19 protein-coding genes are annotated in these 25,610 nt (G+C 44.3%); 6 read left to right on the top strand and 13 right to left on the bottom strand.

What is annotated here, in order from left to right:
• Positions 1–176: 176 nt before the first annotated feature.
• Complete coding sequence (sthA, locus tag PNK_RS06870) at positions 177–1,574, top strand: Si-specific NAD(P)(+) transhydrogenase (RefSeq protein ID WP_051981997.1); 1,398 nt, start codon at positions 177–179, stop codon at positions 1,572–1,574.
• A 241-nt stretch (positions 1,575–1,815) separates the two neighbouring features.
• Positions 1,816–2,337 (top strand): hypothetical protein, encoded by a 522-nt coding sequence (locus PNK_RS06865; protein ID WP_059061160.1) that lies wholly within the window; start codon positions 1,816–1,818, stop codon positions 2,335–2,337.
• Positions 2,338–2,440: 103 nt separating this feature from the next.
• Here the strand turns inward: PNK_RS06865 and PNK_RS06860 are convergent, their stop codons facing one another.
• On the bottom strand, positions 2,441–5,041 hold the full coding sequence (locus PNK_RS06860) for an ATP-dependent Clp protease ATP-binding subunit (RefSeq protein WP_032125715.1): 2,601 nt from the start codon (positions 5,039–5,041) through the stop codon (positions 2,441–2,443).
• A 562-nt stretch (positions 5,042–5,603) separates the two neighbouring features.
• Here PNK_RS06860 and ispG point away from each other — a divergent pair.
• Positions 5,604–7,580, top strand: a complete 1,977-nt coding sequence (gene ispG / locus PNK_RS06850) for a (E)-4-hydroxy-3-methylbut-2-enyl-diphosphate synthase (protein ID WP_059061158.1) — start codon at positions 5,604–5,606, stop codon at positions 7,578–7,580.
• A gap of 107 nt (positions 7,581–7,687) precedes the next feature.
• Here ispG and PNK_RS06845 read toward each other — a convergent pair whose 3' ends face one another.
• The 8 genes from PNK_RS06845 to sctU all read right to left on the bottom strand — a co-directional run bounded on the left by PNK_RS06845 (position 7,688) and on the right by sctU (position 17,545).
• Positions 7,688–8,272, bottom strand: a complete 585-nt coding sequence (locus tag PNK_RS06845) for a cob(I)yrinic acid a,c-diamide adenosyltransferase (protein WP_032125713.1) — start codon at positions 8,270–8,272, stop codon at positions 7,688–7,690.
• A gap of 23 nt (positions 8,273–8,295) precedes the next feature.
• Positions 8,296–9,852: a transglutaminase family protein gene (locus PNK_RS06840; RefSeq protein WP_079992850.1), complete on the bottom strand. Its 1,557-nt coding sequence runs from the start codon at positions 9,850–9,852 to the stop codon at positions 8,296–8,298.
• Between the two features lie 560 nt (positions 9,853–10,412).
• Complete coding sequence (locus PNK_RS06835) at positions 10,413–11,996, bottom strand: 4-alpha-glucanotransferase (protein ID WP_079992849.1); 1,584 nt, start codon at positions 11,994–11,996, stop codon at positions 10,413–10,415.
• Positions 11,997–12,146: 150 nt separating this feature from the next.
• Complete coding sequence (locus PNK_RS06830; protein WP_059061156.1) at positions 12,147–12,611, bottom strand: CesT family type III secretion system chaperone; 465 nt, start codon at positions 12,609–12,611, stop codon at positions 12,147–12,149.
• A gap of 52 nt (positions 12,612–12,663) precedes the next feature.
• On the bottom strand, positions 12,664–13,017 hold the full coding sequence (locus tag PNK_RS06825) for a hypothetical protein (protein WP_059061155.1): 354 nt from the start codon (positions 13,015–13,017) through the stop codon (positions 12,664–12,666).
• Positions 13,018–13,113: 96 nt separating this feature from the next.
• On the bottom strand, positions 13,114–14,217 hold the full coding sequence (locus tag PNK_RS06820) for a hypothetical protein (protein WP_059061150.1): 1,104 nt from the start codon (positions 14,215–14,217) through the stop codon (positions 13,114–13,116).
• Between the two features lie 34 nt (positions 14,218–14,251).
• Entirely contained in the window at positions 14,252–16,432 is a 2,181-nt protein-coding gene (sctV, locus tag PNK_RS06815) for a type III secretion system export apparatus subunit SctV (protein WP_032126092.1), read from the bottom strand.
• Positions 16,433–16,471: 39 nt separating this feature from the next.
• Entirely contained in the window at positions 16,472–17,545 is a 1,074-nt protein-coding gene (gene sctU, locus PNK_RS06810) for a type III secretion system export apparatus subunit SctU (protein ID WP_032125708.1), read from the bottom strand.
• A 569-nt stretch (positions 17,546–18,114) separates the two neighbouring features.
• Here sctU and ychF point away from each other — a divergent pair.
• Positions 18,115–19,212 (top strand): redox-regulated ATPase YchF, encoded by a 1,098-nt coding sequence (ychF, locus tag PNK_RS06805; protein ID WP_032125707.1) that lies wholly within the window; start codon positions 18,115–18,117, stop codon positions 19,210–19,212.
• Between the two features lie 198 nt (positions 19,213–19,410).
• Positions 19,411–20,553, top strand: coding sequence for a THUMP domain-containing class I SAM-dependent RNA methyltransferase (locus tag PNK_RS06800; RefSeq protein WP_059061149.1), 1,143 nt, complete (start codon positions 19,411–19,413; stop codon positions 20,551–20,553).
• 125 nt (positions 20,554–20,678) lie between these two features.
• On the opposite strand, the gene PNK_RS06795 is transcribed toward PNK_RS06800, so the two are convergent.
• On the bottom strand, positions 20,679–21,131 hold the full coding sequence (locus PNK_RS06795; protein WP_051981995.1) for an outer membrane lipoprotein: 453 nt from the start codon (positions 21,129–21,131) through the stop codon (positions 20,679–20,681).
• 313 nt (positions 21,132–21,444) lie between these two features.
• Here PNK_RS06795 and PNK_RS06790 point away from each other — a divergent pair, with 313 nt between their 5' ends.
• Positions 21,445–22,947 carry a leucine-rich repeat domain-containing protein gene (locus PNK_RS06790; protein ID WP_059061143.1) on the top strand — a complete coding sequence of 501 codons (1,503 nt, stop codon included), beginning with the start codon at positions 21,445–21,447 and terminating at the stop codon, positions 22,945–22,947.
• 481 nt (positions 22,948–23,428) lie between these two features.
• Here PNK_RS06790 and PNK_RS06785 read toward each other — a convergent pair whose 3' ends face one another.
• The 3 genes from PNK_RS06785 to rbfA form a co-directional block, all read right to left on the bottom strand.
• A complete protein-coding gene (locus PNK_RS06785) occupies positions 23,429–24,370 on the bottom strand; it encodes a bifunctional riboflavin kinase/FAD synthetase (RefSeq protein ID WP_059061141.1) in 942 nt (313 codons plus the stop codon).
• Between the two features lie 144 nt (positions 24,371–24,514).
• Positions 24,515–25,228, bottom strand: a complete 714-nt coding sequence (gene truB / locus PNK_RS06780; RefSeq protein WP_059061139.1) for a tRNA pseudouridine(55) synthase TruB — start codon at positions 25,226–25,228, stop codon at positions 24,515–24,517.
• Positions 25,209–25,604: a 30S ribosome-binding factor RbfA gene (gene rbfA / locus PNK_RS06775; protein WP_032125704.1), complete on the bottom strand. Its 396-nt coding sequence runs from the start codon at positions 25,602–25,604 to the stop codon at positions 25,209–25,211. Before rbfA ends, truB begins: the two co-directional genes overlap by 20 nt.
• Between the last annotated feature and the right edge of the window lie 6 nt (positions 25,605–25,610).

Here is a 25,610-nt window from a genome sequence, read left to right as displayed (position 1 = left end):
CGACAGGTTTGAGGAGAAGCTAAGTATCGCTATTGATTTTATCAGTGGAAGTGTGCTAACAAACTATTTGATAAATTCACCTGCTCTGTATGGAGGAAAAAATTCCAAGTTCAGGCTTTTACAATTGAATCAATTCCCTACTCATTCTTGTATTGAAGGTATTTCTAGAAGGCATTATGGAAGATATTAAAGCTGACGTTGTCGTTATTGGATCGGGGCCCGCGGGACAAAAAGCTGCCATACAAGCGGCTAAACTTGGTAAAAATGTCATAGTCGTTGAAAAAGATGCAGAGCCTGGCGGGGCCTGCTTATATTCAGGGACCATTCCTTCAAAAACATTCCGTGAAGCTGTGGTTGATTTGACGCGGTTTTATGACCGTCATTTCGAGGGCAAAGAGTATATTTTACCCGATGTCACAATCGATGAACTCAACTTTCGTTTAAATTCGGTCATTAAGGAAGAACGCAATATTATCACGCGGCAATTTAAGAAGAATGGGATTCGCATCGTGCCAGGATCGGCCCGTTTCGAGAATCAAAACACCTTAATTGTCGTCGATAGTGATTACCGTCTCAAATATCAAATTAAGGCCACAACTTTTATCATTGCAACAGGATCTAATCCGCGCAATCCAAGCGATGTTCCCTTCGACCATCAAGTGATTTTGGACTCTACCACGCTGCTTGGAATCGGGCGCGTTCCCAAGAGCATGATCGTGCTCGGGGGGGGGATCATTGGGTCTGAATATGCCAGCTTTTTTTCTGCTCTTGGCACTGAAGTGACGGTGATTGATCGCAAAGAACACATGCTTCCTTTGCTCGATGCAGAGATTGGAATTCACTTGCAAACGGCGCTGACTGATATTGGTTTAAAGTTTTTAGGTAAGAAAGAGCCGATCGAGATCAAGCGGGTCGAAGATCACGCCTATGTGAAATTTAAAGACGGCAGTTCTTTAGAGGCAGATGTTCTACTCTATGCATTGGGAAGGGTTGCCAATATCGAGGCTCTTCACATCGAAAACACGGGCATTATCGTCGATGCCAAAGGATACATCCCCGTCAATGCCTTATTTCAAACAACAGTTCCCCATATTTATGCAGTGGGTGACGTCATTGGGGGGCCTTGCCTGGCTTCGACGAGCATGGAGCAGGGACGCTTAGCTGCACGCCATGCATGCGGAGTGCAAACTCATCATTTCCCTACATTCTATCCTGTCGGTATTTATACGATTCCAGAGATTTCTAGCTGCGGCTATACAGAAGAAGAATTGAAGGCATGGGGATTTCACTATGAAGTGGGCCGCGCTCACTATTATGAAATAGCTCGCAGCCATATAGCCGGTAGCAATACGGGATTATTTAAAGTCCTTTTCCACGCAGAAACCCTGGAGATTTTAGGCGTTCACGTGATTGGGCGCAATGCGACAGAGGTGATTCACATTGGCCAAATGGGGATCAGTTTCCGCGCGCATTTGGACTATTTCATTGATCATGTCTTTAATTACCCGACCTATGCCGAAGGGTATCGCGTCGCTGCTTTAAACGGGATCAATAAAATTAAATTCAAGAAGTAAAACAAAGGCTCTGAATGCTATAGCATCTGTCTTTTTTGATTCAGGGACTTTTGAAGCTTGGCAAACGGGCTTCTAAAGTTCTGTCTCTCGATAAAAGTTGGCCATTGATTTCTCGTGGCTTTTCTGCTATAATAGGTCTTGAAAAAGTCTTTAGTTCCTTGTTTAAGACAATTAATTTCATCCCAAATGAAAGGGACTAATACATAAAATTCTTTGTGTATGAGACTTGAAGGTAAGATTTATGACTCATTCGCATTCAAAGCCTGATAGCAGCGATTCCCAGCATGAAGGAAATCCCGACCAGGAAGAAATCACTTACAAGCGTCCTGAATTCATTGTAATTGATGATCGGCCGACTAATCCTTATGGCTACAAAAAACAGACGCGTTATAATTCTTCGGGCGAGCAGGCGGGAAATGAAGATCATTCCCAGGTTCAACAAGGCCCTTTTTCACTCCGCTTTTTATGCCTATTAGGCGTGATTTTCTGTTTCATCTTTGGGATAGGGTTATTTTTTATCGCCTCTCTTTCAACGGTTGCTGCAGTTGTTTTTTTATTGCAAAATGGCGAACTCAATCGGGGCGTGCGAGCGCTTTGGAAATTATTCTCCAACGTCATCGTTGTGGGAGCGGGTTGCATGATTGGGCTGATCAGTCCCACGATTGGCATCGGACTCATGGCGGTTTACTTTTCGCTTTCGGGCAGATTATCAAGCAGCGATGGGCTAAAAAGAGCAGTTAAGCGCTGGTTTAATATCCCTTAAGACAGCGACCCCCTCTTCAGGTGCATTCGTTAGTCTCATGAAATTAAGACGAGCCATTCCCTGCAAAATAGCTTATTAGCCCTTGCTGGGAATGGCTGGATTCCTATTTCTTATCGATCTTAAATTTAATTGCCTGTCCTTCCAACTCCAGCTTAATTTTGCTATGAGGTGGAATTTTACCTTCCAAAATGGCGGTTGAAAGTTGATTGACGACCTCATTTTGAATGTAACGCTTGAGAGGGCGTGCGCCAAAATGTGGATCATAGCCTTCCTTGGCCAGATGGGCCAAAACTTGCGGAGTCCAGCTGAGCTCAACATCGCGATCTTGCAGGCGCTTGGCGAGTAAATCTAGCTGAATTTTGACGATTTTTTCCATATCGTTTTCCCGAAGGGGAAGGAAGGGGAGGATATCGTCTAAACGGTTGATAAACTCGGGACGGAAGTGATTCCTGATCACTGGATCTAGCACCAACATGATCTCTTCTTTAGAAAGGCTGTGCCGGTTGTGCTCCATTTTATCGAGCAATCGGTCGGATCCAATATTGGAAGTCATGATGAAGAGTGCATTTTTACAATTGACTACGCGGCCTTTACTATCGGTCAGGCGCCCATCGTCAAATACCTGTAGTAGAATGTTGAAGACGTCGTGATGCGCTTTTTCGATTTCATCGAATAAGACCACGGCATAAGGACGGCGCCTTAAGGCTTCAGTTAACTGTCCTCCTTCATCATATCCGATGTAGCCAGGAGGGGAACCAATTAGTTTCGAAACTGTATGCTTCTCCATGTATTCAGACATATCTAAGCGAATGAGAGCTTCCTCTTGATTAAACAGTTGGACTGCCAACGCTTTTGCAAGTTCTGTTTTACCGACGCCGGTCGGTCCTAAAAAGAGGAAGACTCCCATGGGGCGTCCAGGATCGCTTAAACCAGAACGTGAACGGCGAATAGCTTCGCTGACAGCAGAAACTGCCATGTCTTGGCCGACAACGCGTTTTTCCAGCTCTTTTTCTAAGTGGAGAAGACGCTCAGCCTCTCCTTCTAACATCTTGTGGACCGGGATTCCTGTCCATTTCGCAACAATTTGGGCGATGAGGTGCTCGTCCACCTCTTCTTGCAGCAGGCGGTTGGGCTTGCTGTTGAGTTGGGTTTGCGCTTCTTCGATCTCTTTTTGAAGATGAGGAATGCTGTTGTAGCGCAGCTCTGCTACCTTGTTGTAGTCTGCATTGCGTTCAGCAGCCTCTTCTTCGAAGCGCAATTTTTCAAGCTTGTCTTTTTTCTCTTTCAGCGATTCAATGATTTTCTTTTCTTGATCCCATTGTTGACGCAAGACATTGAGCTCTTCCTTGATCTGTGCGATGCGCCCCTCTAGTTTTTCGACTTCATTCTTGGCAAGCGCAGTATTTTCCCTTTTCATGGCTTCCTGCTCGACAATTAATCCTGCTAATTCTCTTTCTTTGTTGTCGATGGGAAGTGGGCGGCTGCCAAGTTGCATTCTAATTAAACTGGCTGCTTCGTCAATAAGGTCGATGGCTTTATCTGGCAAGCGGCGGTCTGGGATATAGCGATAGGATAAAAAAACGGCAGCGTGAATGGCCGACTCTGTGATGCGCACACCATGATAAATCTCATAACGCTCTCGCAATCCACGCAAAATGGCTATGGAATCTTCAACGCTTGGTTCATTGATCATGACAGGTTGGAAGCGCCTTTCTAAAGCAGCATCCTTTTCAATGTGCTTTTGATACTCGTTTAAGGTCGTTGCACCGATGCAATGGAGCGTTCCGCGCGCAAGAGCAGGCTTGAGTAAGTTGGCAGCATCCATGGCTCCTTCTGTTGCTCCGGCACCAATTAAGGTGTGAACCTCGTCGATAAAAAGAATGACTTGCCCTTCACTTTTCTCAATGTCCTGTAAAATCCCTTTTAAGCGTTCTTCAAATTCGCCGCGGTATTTTGTCCCTGCAATCAAACTTCCCATATCCAGGGCAAGCAATTGCCTATTTTTGAGGGAGTCGGGCACATCTTGTTGAACAATGCGCTGGGCCAATCCCTCTGCGATGGCCGTTTTTCCAACGCCCGGGTCGCCAATGAGCATGGGATTATTTTTTGTGCGGCGGCTCAAAACTTGCATCGTCCGCCTGATTTCTTCGTCACGTCCAATGACTGGGTCTAGCTTTCCTTTGCGTGCGAGTTCGGTCAAATTTTTGCAGTATTTTTCGAGTGCTTGCAGATTGGCTTCTGCACTGGGAGAATCCATATGACGATCACCTCGAATTTTTTTGATTTGTTCTTCTAGCTTTTCAAGTGAGACGTTGGTCAATTTTTTCCAGCGAGCAAAAGGATCGCCTCCATTTTTCCAGTAAGAAACGAGGAAATGATCGCTGCTTGTATAAGTATCTTTCCAACTTTGGGCAATATTTTGGGCATCTACGATGCGTGCTTGCAGATTGCGGGATGGTGTGGGAGGCTGCGCACTACTACCTAAAAAAGTGGGAAGATGTTCGAGGCTGTCTTCTACTTCCCGAAAGAGCTTATGGGGACTTGTTCCCAGGCCGTCGAGGATTGAAAAAAAGTAGCCTTCTCGGTCCTTTAAAAAGGCCCATAGCAAGTGATTTTCGGTGACTTCGGTTTGATTGCGACGCTGTGCTTCAGCAAAAGCTGCTTGAATAGCTTCTGTAACGCTATCTGTAAAGTTCTGATTCATGGATCAATCCCCCTTACTTAAAATCTGATGATTTCTATTATCAAAAAAAGCGCTTAAATGAACAGAAAATAATAAAGAGGAATTGGGTATGATTTTAAAGGGGGCTTGCAGGTTGCATTTTAGACTTTTCAGTAGAGATAGTCAATCTGGAATGAGCCCATATTTAAGTGCTAACTGCTGTCTTTTAAGAGCTAACTCTTGTCTTGGAATATGCGCGGCAAATTCAGGTAGGGATTTATTAAATAGGCGGCTGCAATGACAGAGTGCTGATGGTCTGCATGGAATTTGGCAATCTCCAGTCGCTCTCTTTAATGATCTTTGAATTAATCCTTTGCCTGCTTTTTTTTGAAAGGAAGGGTAGGCAAATAAGCCAATTGTTTTAACAGGCGGATGCCGATTTCTGGAAGATAGATTTGGTGGGTTTGCGATAGTTATTGTTTTTCTTATGAAATAAGACGTTCTATTATCTTTAAGTAAACATAAAGAAATTGGTTTTATCATCCAATTGTGGTATCATATATTCTCTAAAAAGTCATTCTGTCATCTAAAGCAGGAAGTAAAGATGAATAAGAAATATTGTGAGGCGATTTATCAGACCCAAAGGCGACCAACACGCACGGTTATGGTTGGACATATAGGAGTGGGAGGCAATAACCCTGTACGCATTCAGTCGATGACAACTTCTAATACAAGAGATGTTGAAGCGACCATTGACCAAGTGATTCGACTGGCCGACAATGGGTGTGAAATTGTACGCATGACTGTGCAGGGGATAAAAGAGGCTGATGCATGCGAATACATTAAGAATGGCTTAGTTCAGCGCGGCTATAACATTCCATTAGTGGCTGATATTCATTTTTATCCGCCAGCTGCGATGCGCGTCATCGATTTTGTCGATAAGGTGCGCATTAATCCGGGTAACTTTGTCGATAAGCGGGCGAGCTTTAAGCAGATTGACTACGATGATGAATCTTATTCAAAGGAACTCGAGCGGATTGAAGAAAAATTCACTCCATTAGTGGAAAAATGTAAGCAACTAAAACGAGCGATGCGTATTGGCACGAATCATGGATCGCTATCTGACCGGATCATGAATCGCTACGGCGATACTCCTTTTGGGATGGTAGAATCGGCTTTGGAGTTTGCAAGGATTTGCCGCAAAAATGACTATCACGATTTTCTCTTCTCGATGAAAGCCTCTAATCCACAAGTCATGATCCAGGCGTACCGTTTATTGACTCAGGAAATGTATGATTTAGGATGGGATTATCCTCTGCATCTCGGTGTGACAGAGGCGGGAGAGGGGGAAGATGGCAGGGTTAAGTCGGCTATGGGAATTGGATCGCTACTTCTAGACGGAATCGGCGACACGATTCGCGTTTCTCTGACTGAAGATCCTTGGCTTGAAATAGATCCTTGTCAGCGCTTAATTAAGCTTGGACGAGAGTATCAAGATCAAGGTATTGCCCCCTTTACTGAAACGCATCGGAAAATAGAATGCTTGGAGCGTCGCCCTGTTGACTTGTCAGCTCGCGTTCCGATGCATCGCGATGGAACGGTCTTTGTTACGCTGCCTCCTCAAATGCTACACAATCCATTCCTTTATCAACAGCTGGGCTGTGAAGGCTCTTTTGGTCGTCCCAAGTTAAAGACTGTGACTGCTGACAATCTGGTCTTAAAAGAATTTGGCTTCAACCAGGCAGCGATGCAGAGGCTCCAGCCACTAAAAGACATCGGAGTTGGCCTTTTTTCAACTCATTCAGAAGCGCCCGCCATAACTATCGCCTCGTTGCAAGAAGCTGCGCAGAAGGTTAAAACCGATGCTTTCGCTTCCCGCTTTTCGGTTCATTCCTTTCCTGAGCAGCCGCTGGTGGTTCAAGTAAAAGAGGAAGTTCCAGCTGCATGGCAAGGTTTGCTCGATGTGAAGCCTGATTTAATTTTGCTCGCACCAACAACTAATCGTTTGCACTATTGCAGGCAGTTTTTTGAATGGGTGCGGGAAAATCAATTAGCGTGTCCTGTCATTTTAAACTTTGCTTATAGCGGAGATAAAGAGGATGTGACTCTTTTGGCGAGCATGGAGTGCGGCGCGCTCCTTTGTGACGGGCTGGGCGAGGGGCTTTGGTTAGAAGGGCCTTATGAAATCGATTTCTTGCGTCAATTGAGCTTTTCGATTCTGCAAGCGGCTCGCATGAGAATGTCTAAAACTGACTTTATCTCCTGCCCCAGCTGTGGACGTACGCTCTTTAACCTGCAAGATGTAACCAAGAGAATTCAGGCCCGCACTTCCCATCTTCCAGGCGTCAAGATTGCGATCATGGGATGTATCGTTAATGGGCCTGGCGAGATGGCAGATGCCGATTTTGGCTACGTTGGGTCGAAGCCAGGTATGATTGACCTCTACGTGGGCAAGGAATGCGTTGAACGCAATATTGACTTTGCTGACGCGGATGATCGCCTCATTGAATTGATTAAAACTCATGGCCGCTGGGTAGAGCCTAGCCAAGATGAAGTATCGGCTATAGAAGTGCTTTCCTAAGCTAATTTGACGCTAATTGCGACTGCACGCAATTGCGCGAGGCTCCTGCAAACCACTAGATTTTTGCAAGAGCCTCATGGGGTAAATGGAGGTTTTGCTTGGCAATGTCAGGCATGCTGACAGGTTTTATGGGATTGCCAAAGGGTTTCTGGGGCTTTTAAGTGATGATTGACAAAGCGTGAAACGGCGAATAAATAGTCTGATAAACGGTTTAAGTAGATCAAAACGTCTTGAACGACATCCCCTTGTTCATAAAGAGGGACTACGTAACGCTCTGCCCTGCGTATGATGCTGCGCGACAGATGCAAAGCAGCGCCTGCTGGATGACCGCCTGGCAAGATAAAGGTCTTTAATGCTGGCAGCTGGCCTTCCATTGCATCGATCCACTTTTCCAGTAAATCGATAGCTTCGTGGTCGAAGCGTGTTTTTTCAAGTTTTTGATTCTGATGGCAGCTGCGCGGTGTTGCAAGGGCTGCTCCCACATCAAACAAGGCATGTTGAATGATTTCGAGTTGATCTCTTGTTTCTTGATAGAAAGGCTCTTTTGGCAGAAAAGAAAGGGCTAATCCCAATGCAGAGTTGCCTTCATCAACGGTTCCAAGCGCATCGATAAAGGGATCATTTTTGTGAACTCTTTGACCTGAGAATAGCGAAGTTGTGCCTTTGTCGCCTGTGCGAGTATAAATTTTCACGCGATCACCTGTGTTAAATTAGATTATTCTGGACACTCTTTCACAAGAGCCATTCTAAACTCTTTGAGTTGCTTGCAATCATACTCTCTTGCTTTGACTAATTGTTCCGATTGGCGAAGATGATGCCAAGCTCGTTGATAATCTAAGCGCTGAGCATATAAAATTGCCAAATAATAATTGACTTCGGGGTCCTTATCATAAAGAGCTTGATATGCAGCCAAGGTGTCTAGTGCTTCGCCCATGCGGTGCAGTTGAGCCCAAGTCATGGCCAGCTGTAAAAGACCTGCCCGAAAGCGGGGATGCTCTTTGACTATCGTTTCCAATGCCTGTTTCTTTGCGAGCTGGGCCTGGCGATTGTCGTCAGACCGCGAAAAAAGAATGGCAATACTGGAGCTATCTATGTGGCCCTGCAAGTAATCCTCCGCTATTGTTGAGCGTGTAACTGCATAGTCAGGAATGTGGTCTTTGACTTCAGTTAGCAACTGTTTTCCCCTCTCCTCTCTATTCGTCAATAAACAGGCATAGCCCATCAACTCCTTCAGTAGGGGATCGTGAGGGAGATAGGGATCTCCCTTTTGATAGGCTAAAAAGGCCTGCTCGAATTCTCCCTGCTGCCAAAAGACGGAGGCTTGATTAAAGTGGGCAAGTCCAATCACTTCTTTGATCGTCCTCTGCTGCAAGGAACGGGTATTGATGCCTAAATATTCTCCGCTGTCGAGATGGATGCCTCTAGCTGTTGTTTCGATATTGATGACTCGCTTCGGTGCGCGATAGCGCACGTAGATGTGTCCAGGAGGCGTAACCATCTCGAGGGGAAGATTGAGGCGTTGGGCCAGGCAAAGGTAGAGAATGGATACCCCTAAGCAAACGCCTCGATGAGAATCTAAAACGGATGGCAAAAAAGTATAAATATCGATGTCTTTGGCATAGAGGGAATGAGGAGGAAAGCGGAAACCTAGTTCATCAAATATGAGTGTATTAATGGCTTGGATTTTAGCTTCAGGCAAAGCAGATGCTGGAAGACGGGCAAGGATCTGGAGAGCCATGAGATCCATCAAGGCTTCATAGGTCCTAATGCGTCGTGAATCGGCGCCAAATTGGCTCAGAAACAATCCTCGTGCGAGATCAACCTCTTCAACCGGTAAAGTCCAAACGGCTTCTTCGCTCCATACGTAATGCCCTTTCAGTTTGTTGTGAGCAAGGGATGACGAGAGCTTTTCCAGCTCAGTTAACTCTTCATCGGAGAGGGCCTCTAATTCTTGATCGGGCTGTTTATTAACCAAATTGACGAGAGCTTGAACAACGGAGCTTGAAAAGGGAATTTCGTGTAAAGATTGCGCTCGAGCGCTTTCCTTGCCGGATAGAAGTTGCCAAGCGTCTTGCAAAGCCTGGCGTCCTTGCGGACGGTCACCATAGAGTTCGTAAAAAGCAAGATGCTGCGAAATAGACGTTGGATCGAGGCTATTATAAAGCATTTTAAGCTTTTGATCGGTCGAAGGGAGGGCGTTTAAGTCACTAAAATAGGCACAGGGGGTGAGGCCGAGTAATAAGGCTGTGAGAGACGGATAAAAATGAGCCATGATCTTGCTTATGTAAAACGACACGCCCTAGTTGTTTAATATCAGAAAGTAAATTAACACTCCTCATCCAAAGAGACAAGCCCAAAATGAAGCGATGAGGGCGGAAAGGGGGACTTGGACATGTGGAAGAGTATAGTATCTTGTGAGGGTTTACTTTTATCCCTATCACGATCAAGAGAATCTCAGCAGCGGCTTTTTGCATGACCTTGATAGGGATAAAAAATGATTTAGCTTTCAACCGATCGAGATTGCAGCTTCAGATTTTCGATCAGCGTATTTTTTTGCAAGAGCAAGTCCTTGCCGCTGTATCTCTTTGTCTGTGCTGTTTAGTCCAAACATTCCCTCTTTATGCGGATTGAGCAAAATGCTGATAGTTGAGCCATTGATAAGGTCGCAGCATAGTTGAAGGCTGGTTCGGGGTGCATAGCAAATGAGAGGTTTTGGGCTTGACCTCTCAATTTTTTATTTCTTGAGACAACAAGACTCAGCGAAAAGCTTTTAACCCTAAATCTAATTGTCAAGCTCGGCCATGTTCAAGTGCGATGCTGAGGGATAAGGGTTTAAATGATGAGTTCACGCATGAGGTGTTGCAGGCTTGTGTGAGACGTGAACTCTTCTAAACTTGGCTTGAACCTGTAGCTCCAATTCCGATCGGATAAAATGCCCGGCATATTGATCCGTTCATCTTCTAAGAGGGGCCAAGTGAGTCCGGGAATGAGGGCTAAGTATTCTTGCAAGAGATTGATATGAAATAAGCTATTTGAGTGGTGGCTATCCCATAAAATTTCTCGCTGATATTCTCGACTCAGGTTGGGGTGATAGGTCCATCCTTTGAATTGTGCAAAGATTTGAGCGTCGAGCGGCATGTTTTGCCACCATTGCTGCAAGGTTTCGCTGTCGTGAGTCGAGACGGTTGTCATGCTGATCAGAGGATAGTCTTGGGGCAATATGTAGCGGGCATTATCTTTCCATAAACGCTCCCAGCGCATGACTTTAGTACCGCAGATGCCAAGAGCTGTTAAGCAGTCCCTTACTTCAGGTGGTACAACGCCTAAATCTTCTCCAATGGGGAGCATCGTACATTCTTTTAGCATCATAAGCATGATGCGTTGTCCATGATCGACCCAGGTCGATTCATCTTGAGGAATAAAGACTCCATCTTTCCCCGTTAATCCTCGGGTAATCGACCAAATGCGGAAGAAGCCAACGATGTGGTCGATTCGATAGACGTGGTAATAGCGAGAGGCGCACGAGAGACGGTCGATCCACCATTGGTAGTTTGCGCTCGCAATTTTTTCCCAATTATAGATAGGAAATCCCCAGTTTTGTCCTTCAAGGCTGTATATATCGGGCGGAGATCCGGCAGAATAATTTAAGTCGAAAAGATGGCGATGGAGCCAGACCTCGGCACTGTCCCGGTCGATTAAAATGGGGATGTCTCCCATCAAAAAAACCTCGTGCTTATCAGCATGTTCTTTGCTTGCATGAAGTTGCTGGTCGCATAAGAACTGCAAAATGCTATGCCATTCGACCTCTTCTTTGTGTTCTTCGGTCAGTTGATTGATTAATTCCGGGGTTGGCGATTGATCATTAACAGGCCAGCTTTCCCAGCTTGAGCATTGATAAAGAACTTTCAATGTCTTGTAGACGGCATAGCCTTTCAGCCAGGGAGAATTTTGAGTGAATGCGTGATAAGAGCGGCTGTTCAAGATCAATTGTTTTGTTTGCTCCACATAGTGGCGTAAAAAGCGCTCCTTATTTTCGCGGACTGTCTTATAATCGACTCGCGATTGCTGAGATAATTTGGGAATGGCCTTTAGCTCGTCTTGTAAGAGTGGAAATTGGTCCAGATAGGGAAGGGCGTGAAGGCCTAAATAGATGGGATTTAAAGCAAAGGCTGACAAGGCACTATAGGGGCTCGTTCCAAGTCCTGTATCGTTTAAAGGGAGGAGCTGGATTAAATCGAACCCAATGAATCGGCACCAATCGATAAGCGGTATGAGGTCTGTGTATTCGCCAATGCCTGAGGAGTTTGCAGAATGCAGGCTAAAGAGCGGGATGATAATTCCGTGATGATGCTTAACACCTATGCGTTGCCACTGTTTGGCGGCTGGGGAATGAAGAAGAGAGGTCGGATCTGTCATAAGTGCTGCTTGTTGCATAGGTTTAAATAATGCACATTAAGAAATTGGCAATAAAATGTGAATGAAGTTTTTACGGATGTTCAAAGATTAAATTTTTAGCCGCTCCTAAAGTCAATTTTTTTGGGCGGTGTGGGCTTTAAACCCGCGTTATTAGCGTGAAAATCCAAATGGCGGAGCCACAGCCGGTTGAGGAGATGTGACCGCTCCGAGGGCTGGAATATTGCCTTGATTGATAGAGTCGGACCATAACTTGGCTTTAGCTATAAAGGGGTTGAGTAGATTCGAAATTTTATCCTGATCCAGTTTAAGGGGATCGACGAGAAGATAGAGAAAGAGGTTGTTTGATTTGCGGCTTATACCGAAAATGCCCGTAAAAGGAGGGTAAAACTCGTTAGCTTTTAATGCCTCTTTGATGACATCGTCTTGAAAGCGACCTCGAGGCAGTTCGCCGATGCGGCAGCCAATCAATAAAAAGCCATAGCGATTCAACTCCATTTGAAGGGAGATTCCATGACCCATCCTAACGAGGCATGACTCATTTTGATCGGCCTGTAATCGACACTTAAAAAAGGGTTCAAAATCTTTTAGGATTGATTCGAATTGGCTGCTGACCATAGTTCACTCCTATCTACTTTCACTTTGGACATCATTTTTGTGAGAGGGGTTCCTAGCTTTCTGCTTCGGCTTCTTCTTCCTCATTTTCCAATTCTTTTTCCTCAAGCTCCTCTAGCTCATCTTCTAAGTCTTCGAGCGCTTCGATGACTGCTAAATATAAGTCATCGCGGTGTTGCATCGAGCGATAGAGGCGGGGAGAGACTCCCTTGATCATATTGCGAATCGAATTGAGTACTGTAATTTTGGTAAAGACGCTTTCAAGAGGATCGGTAGCGATGGGATCCACGATGCGGGAAACGAGCTGATTCATTTTTTCTGCTGTAGGATAACGCTCATCGGCGGCATCGAAAAAGAGCTTGCCGATCGATTCGTAGTTGATGTGTGCACGAAAAACCTCTCGCTTCATTTCTCATCCTTCTTTCGATTCCGGTTGTAATTCTTTGCCTCGTTTATATGGCAAAAGTGAATTAAAACGCTTTATCTATTCATCGCGCTTAAGGCATTAAAAGCCTCCCCGTTTTGAAGCCATGGGATCATCAATATATCCGGCACGGTACATGGTCTTTTCTGAGACCTTAGCTTCTTCTTTAGCACTTTTCAAAGTGTGGTACATAGCACTTCTTTCTTTAGTTGCTGCCGCGTATTGTTGCAATTGCACTGGCTCAAGGGTTGGCATATTAGTCGGATTGAGATTGTCTCCTTCAACCGTCTTTACATTGACGCGCTTGAGTTGCGATCCTAAGTGGTGAAAAAACTCTTTAATTTCCACAAATAATTGTTGATAGCCGCCGTTTGCTTCATAGTGCTTGCGTATGTCTTGCACAGTTTGAGGGTTGTCTAAAATATTGCGTAATTGATCAAGCGCTTCCTTCGTTGATAACTCAGATTCATCTACGATTCCACTGGCGAGACCAATGATTTTTTGGGCCGAGTCAATGGCTTTACCATTGGGCTTGCCATCGGGTCCCGGCATGTTGTAATAAATATCTTTAGCGACTTTAATGTGAGCTGCAACTTCTGTCAAGCGTTTGCTCTCGGGACTGTCTTTAGGAACTTTTTCTAACTGTCTTTCAGCTGCATAGATCAAGAATTCAAATGTTTTGTCAACTTGGGCACTATCGGGATCTTTCTGTTTACCCGTATTGGGGTCGATGGTGCGGAGGCGTGCAACAACGTGATCGATGATTTCGGTGGAAGACATTTTAGGTGTGATGCTTACACCAAGCTCTTGAGCTAAGGCGCTTAAGAGGGCTACTTCTACGTGGTAGTGTTTGTTATTACCACGTCCCATGAAGTCGCCAGCAAATTGATCGGCGTCTTCTTTGCGTACCAAGACTGACTCTTGGACCTCTTTAGCTTTTTCGATCTTTTCAGAGCGGGGAGGAGCAATAAGCTTTTTGGTTGGTGCCATCATCCCTGTGCTGGCATTTTCCTGCTCTTCTTGGGCAAGTTTTTCTTGGGCTGCTTCGGCTGCGTTTTCATCTAGAGTTAACTCGGCAAGTTTTGCTGCTTCCTGAGTTTTTTCGAGGCTAGCATCAAAATCTGCGTCCTGAGAATCAAATGCTCTCCTAGCAGCTGCGGCGTCAAAAGACGATGGAATACCCATGATATAACCTCCATGGAGAGGGGGTTTTTAGAATTTAAGAAATCTGAATACGACCCAATGGTTGTATGCGGATTTCTGGAACAATTTCTTGGTAAGACACCACAGAAATATCCGTAAATTCCATTTCAATGAGCTTGCGAACGAATCGTCGAACGTCAATCGCGGTTAAAATAACTGGAGGTTGCCCACCAGGTGGAGGGGGAGATACCGTATTGCGAACACCTTGTAAAATCAGCTGAACAGAATCGGGATCCAACGCTAAATAAGATCCAGCCGATGTCTGTTTAATGGCGCCTCTTACCATATCTTCAATTTCAGGGTCTAAAATATAAACCGATAATACGGACTGACCCTGAGAATATTTATAGCTTATGAACCGCTTTAGTGAAGAGCGAACATACTCTGTCAAAAGAACTGTATCTTTTTCGGTTTGCGCCCATTCACCAAGAGCTTCCAAGATTGTGCGTAAATCTTTGATCGAAATCTGTTCTTGAATCAATCGCTTGAAAATATCAGTCATTTTTTGCAAGGGAATCAAACGCGTGACTTCCTTCACTAGATCAGGAAAAGATTTTTCCACAAACTCTAACATAGACTTGACTTCTTGGATTCCAACAAACTCGTTTGCGTAGTGGCGGAAGAAGTAAGACAAGTGCAAGATCATGACTTCAAGCGAGCTCCAGTAGCGAATACCTGCCTTGTCGAGCAATTCCTTGTTTTTGGCATCGACCCATAAAGAGGGAAGGCCTAGTGAGTTTTTATAAGAGACAAAGGGAAGATTGTAGCGTTTGAGATTTTCCTCTGATTCATTGGTCAAAAGATAATTCTCTAAGACTTTGCCTCGAACAATGGGGACTTCGTTTAAGTGAATCGAATACTCATCCTTGTCCAATATGGGAGAGTCTGTTCTGACGTGTACGCCAGGAAAACGGACGCCTAAATCGGCATAAAGAGCTTGTCGCATTTTGGGAATCATCTGATCGATAAAGCTTGAGCCTTTATTTGCCTTTTGAATTTCAGATGACAGCCCTTTGCCTGCTTCCAAAACAACGGGAAGAGTTAGTGCATAGCTATCGACTCCGCCGCCAGATACCACCTTGTGCCCGCGAACGGATGTGTCAACCGCCGATTCTCCACCAGCAGCCGATTGAATCGTCGCACCTCCACCACCGGCTCCAATGCTTCCGCCTCCACCGCCACCGAGGATTTTTTGCTCGTTACTCCAAAGAGCGTAACCAATTAGTCCAAGGCCGGCTGCGGCGATCAGGAAAGGGGGCATAGGGAAGCCTGGAACCAGGCTCATACCCATCAAGAAGGCGGCCGTTATCATCAAGGCTTTAGGTTGCTTCAGGATTTGGCCTGAAATTTCAGTACCTAGGTTTTCAACCTTCTCAGAACCCGAGACGCGTGTGGTGACAATACCCGCAGTGATCGAAATTAAGAGAGCGGGGATCTGAGAAATCAAACCGTCACCAATGGATAGTAAAGCGTATGTTTTGGCTGCATCGGCAGCTTCCATTCCGTTAAGAGTCATTCCAATGATCATCCCACCGATGATGTTAATCAAGGTGATGACGATACCTGCAATAGCATCCCCCTTGACGAACTTCATCGCACCGTCCATCGCACCATATAACTGGCTCTCGCGTTGGATGGCTAGACGTTTTTCGCGCGCTTGGTTAGAGTCTAAGATACCGGCCCGCATATCGGCGTCGATACTCATCTGCTTACCAGGCATAGCGTCCAAGGTAAAGCGCGCTGCGACTTCGGCTACCCGCTCAGCACCCTTGGTGATGACCAAAAACTGCACTAAAGTAATGATCAAGAAGATAACGCCCCCGACGACGAAGTTACCACCGACGACGAAGTTACCGAATTGGAAAATGATTTCACCAGCATTAGCATGTAAGAGGATCTGACGAGTAGAGGCAATGTTTAATCCCAAACGATAAAGGGTCGTGATCAATAACAAAGAGGGGAAGATTGATAAGTGAACGGCGCTTGGAATGTAAAGGGCGACCATCAAAAGTGCGATCGAAGAAGACAAATTAATCGCGATCAAGTAGTCAATCACGTGCGGATTGACCGGGAAAATGATCATGACCAGGATACCGATGATAAGGACCGCTAAGGCGATATCACTTGAGCGTGAAATCGCTTCGAGTGAGCGATCGCCCCCTAACCGGGCTGTAATACCATCAAGGATTTTACGAATGGCATCCATGTCTACTTTTCTCCACTTAATCTTTTGAGATTACAAGTTTAGAGGCTCTGGAATTTCTGTTCCATCTTTAAGCGATGCAATCCAACGCATAATTTCTGCTAACGCTTCATAGGTGTCTTCAGGGACATACTCATAAATTTCGCCTTCTTCCCATAATTTATGTGCCAAGGGAATGTTTCGCAGAACGGGAATATCATTTTTCTCAGCAATTTTTACAATTCTTTCTGCTAAAATATCTTTACCCATTGCTAAAATATACGGGGCTGCATCCATATGTCTTTCATAACCAATTGCAATGGCTAAGTGTGTCGGATTGGTCACAACAGCCTGGGCACGTTTGACTCCGCCGGTTGGCCCTTCTTGATAGGCTATTTCTTGCGCAATCTGACGACGTTTACCTTTAATGTGCGGGTCGCCCTCACTATTTTTGTACTCTTGTTTTACCTCAAACTTTTCCATCATCATCTCTTTCGCAAACGTTTTCTTTTGATAGATAAAGTCGGCTATTGCTACCACAATGAAGAATAATCCTACTTTTAATACGACCTCGATCAAAAAGGCGTGGAACACAATCAGCGCTCCTGAAATGGGCATCGACACCGTTTGAATTAAAACGGGGATACTATTGTACATCACCCTATAGATCAAATAGGCCGCTATTCCGACTTTAAGTAACGATTTAATCAACTCCACCAATGTCTTTAACTTGAATTTAGACTTTAAGTTGTCAACTGGATTGAACTTCTTAATGTCAAACTTAAAGACCTCAGGTGCAAAAACCGGGCCAACTGTCAGAAAAGTAATTGTTACCCCAACCATGGCAACTAAGGCCATCGTCGGAATACTTGCCAAGAAAATCACTTCGTTGGCCTTAAAAAATAAGTTCAATATCACAGTTGTAAGCTCTGGATTTCCCACCGAGCGAAACGTGGCTACAAGAAAATCAGCCAGTTGGTGGTAAAGACTCGTTGCTAACGCCAAGATGATGGCAACAGAGGCAATAAACGTAAAAGCAGTAGGCAAGTCTTGCGATTTGGCAATTTGCCCCTTTTTTTTAGCGTCTTTAAGCTTTTTAGGGGTCGCCTTCTCGGTTTTGTCGCCCATAAATTACCTCCGAGAAAAGGGCTAAAATAAATATCACACATTCCTTCTTATAATAGTATAGCGCTTATTTTAAGTGTTGTCAATATCTTGAATTTAAAAATTAAAAAAAGTATAGATTGTAAAATCTATAAAAATTTCTTTAATTTATCTGAAAAAATAGCCTTTTTATGTGAGTTTTAGTTGGAGGTATTTCAGTTTTTAGTTTTCACTTAATTGTTGTTTTTTTTGTTCTCGTTAGTTGAAAAGTGATTTAAACTTTTAAAGTATTTATGCGGATGAAAAACATGAGATGTCAGTTTTAGAAATGACTTGGAAGACTGGGTTTATTGATGGAAAGTAGTAAATTGATCGTTTTGAGGCTTGTCTATTGTCTATGCTTACCCCATCGAATCCTTTCCGCGGTTCAGTCGCGATTTCTCTTTCATGAAGGAAGGAAGCGCATTGCTCTAATTGACTGTTTTTGATAATCTTAATGTAATTTTTAACGTATAGATCTCGAGCTCGCCTGTTTAATAGGGGAGACAATATGTAGAGATGGAGTCAAACTTGGGCCAAGGAATTTAATTTTTATGTCAACGAGTCTTTCAGTTGGAATTGTTGGTTTACCGAATGTGGGAAAATCGACGCTCTTTAATGCTTTAACATCCAATCAAGCAGCAGCTTCAAACTATCCTTTCTGTACTATCGATCCCAATGTAGGGATTGTGGATGTGGTTGATGATCGCCTAGATCGTTTGTCTGTCTTGTCAAACAGCAAAAAAATTATTTATGCGAACATGCAATTTGTCGACATTGCTGGGATTGTCGAAGGCGCCTCAAAAGGGGAGGGCTTAGGCAATAAATTTTTGGCCAACATTCGCGAAACAGATGCCATCGTCCATGTTGTTCGCTGTTTTGAGTCCGATGACATTGTACATGTGGCTGGTAAGGTCGATCCTATTCATGACATTGAGATCATCAACATGGAACTTCGTCTGGCCGATTTGCAGATGGTTGAAAATGTGTTGGGAAGGGTTGAAAAACAAGCTAAGACAAAGAAAGAATTGGCTCCGGCAGTTGAGGGGCTCAAGAAAGCTATGGCTCATCTAAATGACAATAAGCCAATCCGGACGCTTGAGTTAACTGAAGAAGAAAAAATCGGGCTTCAGCCTTATCCCTTCCTGTCGGCTAAAAAGGTCTTGTACGTCACGAATGTATCGGAAGAAGAAATACCCGCAATGGATAACGAATATGTTCGCAAAGTGAAGGCCTATGCAGAGGCGGAAGGAAACGCCGTAATTCCTGTTTGTGCCAAATTGGAAGAAGAAATCGCACAATTGCCACTCGCGGAGAGAAAAGAATTTTTACAAAGCTTAGGTTTAGAGCAATCAGGGCTTGAGCGTTTAATTAAAGCTTCTTTCGGCATGCTTGGTTTATTGACTTATTTAACGACTGGTGAAATCGAAACAAGAGCGTGGACGATTACTGAAGGCACCAATGCAGCCGAAGCTGCCGGAAAGATTCACTCTGATATCCAAAAGGGATTTATCAAAGCTGAAGTTGTGGCCTTTGAAGATATGATGGCTTATAAAGGAAGAGGTGGAGCTCGCGAGCAAGGAAAGGTGCGGGCAGAAGGAAGAGATTACATCGTTAAAGACGGCGATGTCATCCTCTTTATGCATCATTAGATCGTTTTGTAAGTCAGAAAAATAAGAGGTTAAACCGCAAAGATAAAGAGAACACAGAGAAGATATATTTTTTAAGGGGAAAAGCCTAGAACCAAAGATCTCTTAAAAAACTCTCTCTTTCTTCCCTGTGTTTTCTTTATCTTTGCGGTTTTGTGTATAACTCCATAGGTGAGTTTTTAAGTTAAGGAGTGTCTGTAAGTGAATGGAGAGAAGTCATTATTATTTGTCAGCTGTGCGCCCGCTCTGGAACCGCTTTTGCTTGATGAATTGAAAGAATTGGGTGTTAAAGATTTACATGTTGGCTATAGGGGGGTATTCGTCGATCAATGGGATTGGCCGACTCTTTATAGAATTAACTATGGCTCACGCTTAGCGAGTCGTGTCTTGCTACCATTGGCCCGCTTTAGATGTTTTGATCGCAAGTCGCTTTATCGCCATATTTTTGACATCGACTGGTCTGCTTATTTAAAAGAAGGTTATACATTTGCCATCGATGCCAATGTTCATCATCGCGAATTGCGCAACAGCTTATTTGCGGCTCAGGTCGTTAAAGATGCCATTTGCGATCAAATGAGGCAGCGGACTGGAAGAAGGCCTTCGATCGATGTGCAAAACCCAACGATTCAACTCAATCTGTATATCCAACAAACGCTTGCAATCATAAGCTTTGATACGTCAGGAACTCCGTTGCATAAAAGGGGTTACCGGCAAGAGAGCGTTGAAGCGCCGGTTCAAGAGTCGCTTGCTGCAGCCATGCTGCGCCTCGCCCACTATAGTCCAGATCAAATCATGCTTGATCCTTGTTGTGGATCGGGTACACTGCTGATCGAAGCTGCTTTAATGGCGACACAGACGCCGCCTGGATACTTAAGGCAGCAGTGGGGATTCATGCGCCATCCAGAGTACAGCGTCACAGAATGGCTTAAGGTACGCAACAGGCTCGATGAAAAGCGGCAGCCTTTACAGCCGAACCGCTTGTTTGGAATCGATATCAATAAAAACGCTGTTTGGGCTACAAAGACCAATTTGAAGGCGGCGGGTTTTGGACAGACTGTAGAGGTGTCTCAAGCGGATTTTCGCGATTATACGCCTGCTATTCCTCCAACTTTAATTCTGACGAATCCTCCTCACGGAAGGCGCCTTGAAGATGAGGATCAATTGCGTCCTTTCTATCGCGCACTTGGCGATTTCATGAAACATAAATCTGCCAAGCCTTCGCGGGGCTTTATTTTTACAGGCAATCTTGAATTGGCTAAAGAGGTGGGGCTTGCGGCTTCAAAGCGGCATGTTCTCAACAATGGCGGCGTTGATTCGCGCCTGCTTGAATATGATCTCTATTAGGTTGTCAGGATTTATGCTCCGCTCTTGAGAGGATCGTAAAGAGTTGCTTTAAGGAAAGCTCTTAAAGCCAGACTGAAAAAAATAAGAGCTCTTTTTCACTTTAGTTGAAGAAGAGCTCTTTAAAATTACATGGGCGCTAGCCGTGAGTGTCCGCTTGGGCTGACAATGACGTAGACTGGCTGACCGACGTTGTAGGGGCCGGGACTTTGGACGATGGTCATTAACCCGCCATTTGAAAGCTCGATGATATACTCTAAAGCAACTCTTTGATTAGAGCGCTTTTCGATCAAAGATCCTGTGACAGCGCCTGTAACAGCGCCTAAAGCTGTTGGAAGAAATCTTCCCCTTCCTATTGCACTTCCAATTACACCGCCTGCAACTCCGCCGCCCACAGTTCCTAAGTGGCTCGAATGTTTTTCTACAATTATTTCTCTGATACTTCTAATGACGCCTGTATAGGTCATCGAAGCTTCTCCGACATATCTTGATGTATGGCCATAACTATGGGCGGAAAGAGACCCTGTGTTCATCAATGTTAGGGCGCTCACTGCTAAGATGATTTTGCTTGCTATTTTCATATGTAGAACCTCTTAGGGATTAATTTTTCACGTGTGTTTAGGGGCTATACCATCTCAAAGAGATGCTTTTGCTAAATTTCGAGGGTCCGAAGTCGGTCTAACTTTCTAATGATCGAAGATGCCCGAGAATGCATTATTAATCAATATTCTAAAATCCTGCTTTGCTATACAAAGTGGTGGACTTATTGTGCTGAATATTGAAACTTATTTTTTGATATTTCTTGCAAATTCATTTTTATCAGGTAAAATGCGGGCTATGGATGATTGTCAGCCATTATGACGATTGGAACTGAAATTACAGAGGAACGCCTAAATGCAGCCGCCCGATTTTTTATCTGTAGATCTCAAGCCCTATAGCGCCTTTTCAACCGACGCAGAGCTTTTTCAAGCTCTCAGTCGCCAACCAGCCGATCTCATTGCTTTTTTTGAGACATGCTGTGCAGATGAGGTGTGGATGAGACGGCATGTGCCTTTTGTCCGTTTAGTTTTGCGATGGGCGGCCAAGTCATTTTATCTAAACCGCCTTCCCATTTATTATGCCAAGCAATTTGCTTCAATCATTCGGACCTATTATTCTGCATTGAAACCTTTCCTTTTCTTTCAACCGGCCCTCTTTTCCACTTTTAAATTGATCGTTGATAGCCAGGCACGACTTGTAAATAGCTTGCTATTCGGAACGAGCAGCCCCTTTTTTAAAGATCTTTTTGCCAATTGCTTTAACGAGTTAAGAGATCAATGGGCTATTTCATCTCCTATGGCAGTTTTTGAGTGGATTGAACGCTATGCGACTAGGGGAACCTGTGACGAGTTGTGGAGGTGTGAATATCAAGAACTATTGGATATCATGCGCCAGGCTAAAGTCTGGGGATTTCCGGGTCTCGTCAAAGAATGCGCTCAAATGTTAAAAAAATACGTCACTCGCGACAACGTTGTCGAGATGCTTCTTCTGGCCCATAAGCAAATTTTTTTTGAATGGAAGAAGATTTGCTGTGCGATTTTCAACCAGCAATATGATGGAATGCGACTCCTGGAGTCGGACTCTGAGAGCGATTTTAGAGTGGAGATTTTAGACTTCAAGCAAGATACCCTCGAATTATTCAATCGATTGGCCCCCTTTGTGACGCATTTGGCATTTAGTGAGAATCTAAGCTCTAACCGATACTATGGAAAATTAGTCGATGCATGCCCAAGATTAATAGGGATGGATTTGAGTGGATCAACAGAATATGACAATCAGTTTGATGATTTACCAGGCTCTTTAGCTGAGCTCAATTTATCGGCATGTCCTTGGCTGCGTCCGGCCCATATCAAAGAAGTTGGCTACCAATTTTTAAACCTGAAAAAGCTGTATTTGGATGGCAATGCTCAGCTTGATTTCCAGGCTTGGGGAGAGCTCAACCGCTTGCGCTATTTAATGGCGCTTAGCCTTGTCAGGTGTCACCAACTGAGAGATGAAGATTTAAAGTTAATCGTCCGCAGCTGTTCTCACTTGTTAGAGCTCGATCTAGAAGAATGCCGCAAACTGACGGATAAAGGTTTGAGCGAGGTTCTGATCACCTGTCCGCAGCTCATTAAACTCAACTGCAGCAGATGCGATGAATTGACCGATCGCACCCTTGTGGAATTGGGTGTGCGCGGTCACCAGTTGGCTCAGCTGGAGCTAGAGCGGTGCACTCAATTGACAGATGAGGGATTGCTGCAATTTGTGCATTTGAGAACGAACTTGAAAACTCTAAACATTAAAGGGTGCGAGTTCTCTCTTCGAACGATTGAAAGAATTCGGCGTGATTATCCTTTCTTAGAGATCATAGATTAATCCAATCTTCCTGAAATTTAATAATAAAGATAATTGCTTTTTTATTAACTTTAAAAATAAAGTAGATCTAGTCTGATTGTTTTTTGTGTGTTTTAATTACAATCTAACATTTAATTAATTATCTTTTGTTGCAATATATGGATTAATATTAAACCTATCAGATAGATATGAATCCAATGAGATCTGCTGAACATCTAGTGATGTCGAACAATTTCAAGCCTGTATTCAATCCAATAAAGATGAAAGTACGGCTTTTACTGCCTTGGCAAGACCTTTTCAAGAGAACCTGACTGCAGGATCAGTAGTATAGGGTTCTTGGAAAGAGGTTGGCTTGAGGGCAAAATGAAAATATTCGTTTAAACTTCTCTTAAATCCTTGAGCCTACTGCAACAATCCAGTGCATGAGGCTATCGGATTTAAGTAATTGATTCTGGTTTCAGAATCAATGAGCTTCTTAAACCATTTGGCTATGCGGCAGATTTTAAAAATTGAGAGGATCGCGCTGCTTTTGATAGTTTTTGGCAAAATCGACGTCCTGCTTAATTTGTTCCCGCAAAGCCTCTAAGCCATCGAATTTTCTCTCGGGGCGTATAAATTTAAGAAAGATGACTTCGATTGGGTGCTCTGATAGTTCGACATTCTCGGCTAGAATGTGGACTTCTAGCAATGGGACTCCATCTTGTCTGACGGTCGGGGCAACGCCTAAATTGGCAATGCCTTGATAGATTTTGCCGTCTTTATTGACTTCCACCACATAGACCCCTTGTGGCGGTAAGCAAAGTCCTTTGACTGGAATGTTTGCTGTTGGATAGCCTATCTGCCTTCCTTTGCCAAGTCCTGTGGAAATGCCTGAATAGATTGAGTAGGGGCGACCGAGCAATACTTCGGCCTGATCGAACTCACCCTTTTGCACTAACTGTCTAATTCGTGTGCTAGAGACAGGAAGTCCCTCATAGCGATATTCTTCCAAGTAATAGACTTCAAAACCCCAGGCTTCAGCAAGTGATTGCATGACATCGCGGTTGCCTTGTCTATCGCGTCCCAAAGTGGCGTCATGTCCAAGAATAAGGTGCGAAAATGGAATGAATTGCCTAACCCGCTCAACAAATGATGCGGCGCTGTGAAGAGCGAGATAGCGAGTAAAGGGGAGGAGCATTAAGTGATCGACTTGATTGGCTTCTAAAAGAGCGATCTTGTGTGGAAGCGTGCAAAGTAAAAGGGTGGGATCTTCTGGGCGTAGAACTTCTGATGGGTGATTGCTAAAAGTAATAACGACTGTATGTGCCTCTACTCGCTTTGCAACAGCTTGAGATCTTTGTAAAACGGCTAAATGGCCAAGATGTACTCCATCGAAATTTCCTATTGTCAAGACAACGGGTGTTTTTTGATCTTTGAATTCTTCGAGCTGATGGTAAAGATGCATAGAAGGTCCTCAAATAGCGTCGTTGCGGTCAGTAAAGTGGTTGTCTAAATCTAAAAAACATCCCTTTAACATAGGCTAAAGGGATATATTCGGATGTTTTGCCTTTATAGCTCTCTTTAAGATATCCTCTAAGAGCCCTAAAGGCTAGTTATTTAAGTGGATAAGAGATTCGGCTAGATTGAGCGTAGGCTCCTGCAGTTGTGTGCCATCTATACAATTTTCCAAAAGAAAATTGCCACTGCGTGTGCGAGTGAGGTTCGATAAATGAGCACCGCATCCTAATTTCTGCCCAAGATCATAAGCCAGGCTGCGTATGTACGTTCCTTTGCTGCACTTGATTCGTAGTTCCAGGTAAGGATAGGTGAATGAAAGAAGCTCGGTTTGCACGTTAATTTTAACCGGTTCTCTTTCAATCTCAATACCTTGACGCGCCAATTCGTATAGTTTCTTGCCTTGCTTTTTCTTTGCAGAAAACATAGGAGGGATTTGCTCGATTTCGCCCTGAAAAAAGGTTAGCGCTTGCTGAATCTCTTCGACGCTTGGAACCTTTTCGGAGCGAGATAAGATTTGTCCTTCGCAATCATAGGTATCAGTCACAATGCCTAGATGTACTTGTGCGACATATTCCTTATCGCTTAGCAAAAAGCGATCTGAGAGGCGGGTATAGTCGCGGCCAATTAACATGACCATGACGCCTGTCGCAAATGGATCAAGCGTGCCAGCATGTCCAATTTTCTTTACATTCAGCAGCTTGCGAAGTTCTCTAACTAAACTAAAAGAGGTTTTTCCTTTCGGTTTATTAATGAGTAAAATGCCTTGAACGGCGGGAGGAGGAGCGCTAGGGCTCCTGTTGGTCATGGTCACTGCTGTCTCCTTGGCGGGACTCTCTTTCTTTAGTGATCTCTCCAAGCAGCTCTTCGATGCGCATGTGTTTGTCTACGCTGTCATCGAGTTTAAAGTTGAGCTCTGGGAAGTAGCGCATAACGACTTTTTGAGAGGCGTTGACAGCAATAAAACCTGCTGCCGATTTTAAAGCAGCCAAGGTTTCTGCCTTATCCTGTTCAGTTCCAATTACGCTAATAAAGACTTTAGCGTAGTGTAAATCTTTTGAAATCTGAACGCGAGTCACCGTGACAAGCTCCGTGACGTGCGGGTTGCGCACGTCACGTCTGATCACTTCTGAGATGACTTCTTTTAAAAGAGAATTAAGTCTGTCTGTACGTTCTATAGCCATAATCTT

The sequence above is a fragment of the Candidatus Protochlamydia naegleriophila genome, assembly GCF_001499655.1.
GTDB lineage: Bacteria > Chlamydiota > Chlamydiia > Chlamydiales > Parachlamydiaceae > Protochlamydia > Protochlamydia naegleriophila.
This window is presented reverse-complemented; position numbering and strand designations above follow the sequence as displayed.

Excerpts from the sequence above, each read along its gene's own strand:
- sthA (WP_051981997.1), top strand. The coding sequence starts at position 177 with ATGGAAGATATTAAAGCTGACGTTGTCGTTATTGGATCGGGGCCCGCG.
- PNK_RS06865 (WP_059061160.1), top strand. The coding sequence starts at position 1,816 with ATGACTCATTCGCATTCAAAGCCTGATAGCAGCGATTCCCAGCATGAA.
- PNK_RS06860 (WP_032125715.1), bottom strand. The coding sequence starts at position 5,041 with ATGAATCAGAACTTTACAGATAGCGTTACAGAAGCTATTCAAGCAGCT.
- ispG (WP_059061158.1), top strand. The coding sequence starts at position 5,604 with ATGAATAAGAAATATTGTGAGGCGATTTATCAGACCCAAAGGCGACCA.
- PNK_RS06840 (WP_079992850.1), bottom strand. The coding sequence starts at position 9,852 with ATGGCTCATTTTTATCCGTCTCTCACAGCCTTATTACTCGGCCTCACC.
- PNK_RS06835 (WP_079992849.1), bottom strand. The coding sequence starts at position 11,996 with ATGACAGATCCGACCTCTCTTCTTCATTCCCCAGCCGCCAAACAGTGG.
- PNK_RS06830 (WP_059061156.1), bottom strand. The coding sequence starts at position 12,611 with ATGGTCAGCAGCCAATTCGAATCAATCCTAAAAGATTTTGAACCCTTT.
- PNK_RS06825 (WP_059061155.1), bottom strand. The coding sequence starts at position 13,017 with ATGAAGCGAGAGGTTTTTCGTGCACACATCAACTACGAATCGATCGGC.
- PNK_RS06820 (WP_059061150.1), bottom strand. The coding sequence starts at position 14,217 with ATGGGTATTCCATCGTCTTTTGACGCCGCAGCTGCTAGGAGAGCATTT.
- sctU (WP_032125708.1), bottom strand. The coding sequence starts at position 17,545 with ATGGGCGACAAAACCGAGAAGGCGACCCCTAAAAAGCTTAAAGACGCT.
- ychF (WP_032125707.1), top strand. The coding sequence starts at position 18,115 with ATGTCAACGAGTCTTTCAGTTGGAATTGTTGGTTTACCGAATGTGGGA.
- PNK_RS06795 (WP_051981995.1), bottom strand. The coding sequence starts at position 21,131 with ATGAAAATAGCAAGCAAAATCATCTTAGCAGTGAGCGCCCTAACATTG.
- PNK_RS06790 (WP_059061143.1), top strand. The coding sequence starts at position 21,445 with ATGCAGCCGCCCGATTTTTTATCTGTAGATCTCAAGCCCTATAGCGCC.
- PNK_RS06785 (WP_059061141.1), bottom strand. The coding sequence starts at position 24,370 with ATGCATCTTTACCATCAGCTCGAAGAATTCAAAGATCAAAAAACACCC.
- truB (WP_059061139.1), bottom strand. The coding sequence starts at position 25,228 with ATGACCAACAGGAGCCCTAGCGCTCCTCCTCCCGCCGTTCAAGGCATT.
- rbfA (WP_032125704.1), bottom strand. The coding sequence starts at position 25,604 with ATGGCTATAGAACGTACAGACAGACTTAATTCTCTTTTAAAAGAAGTC.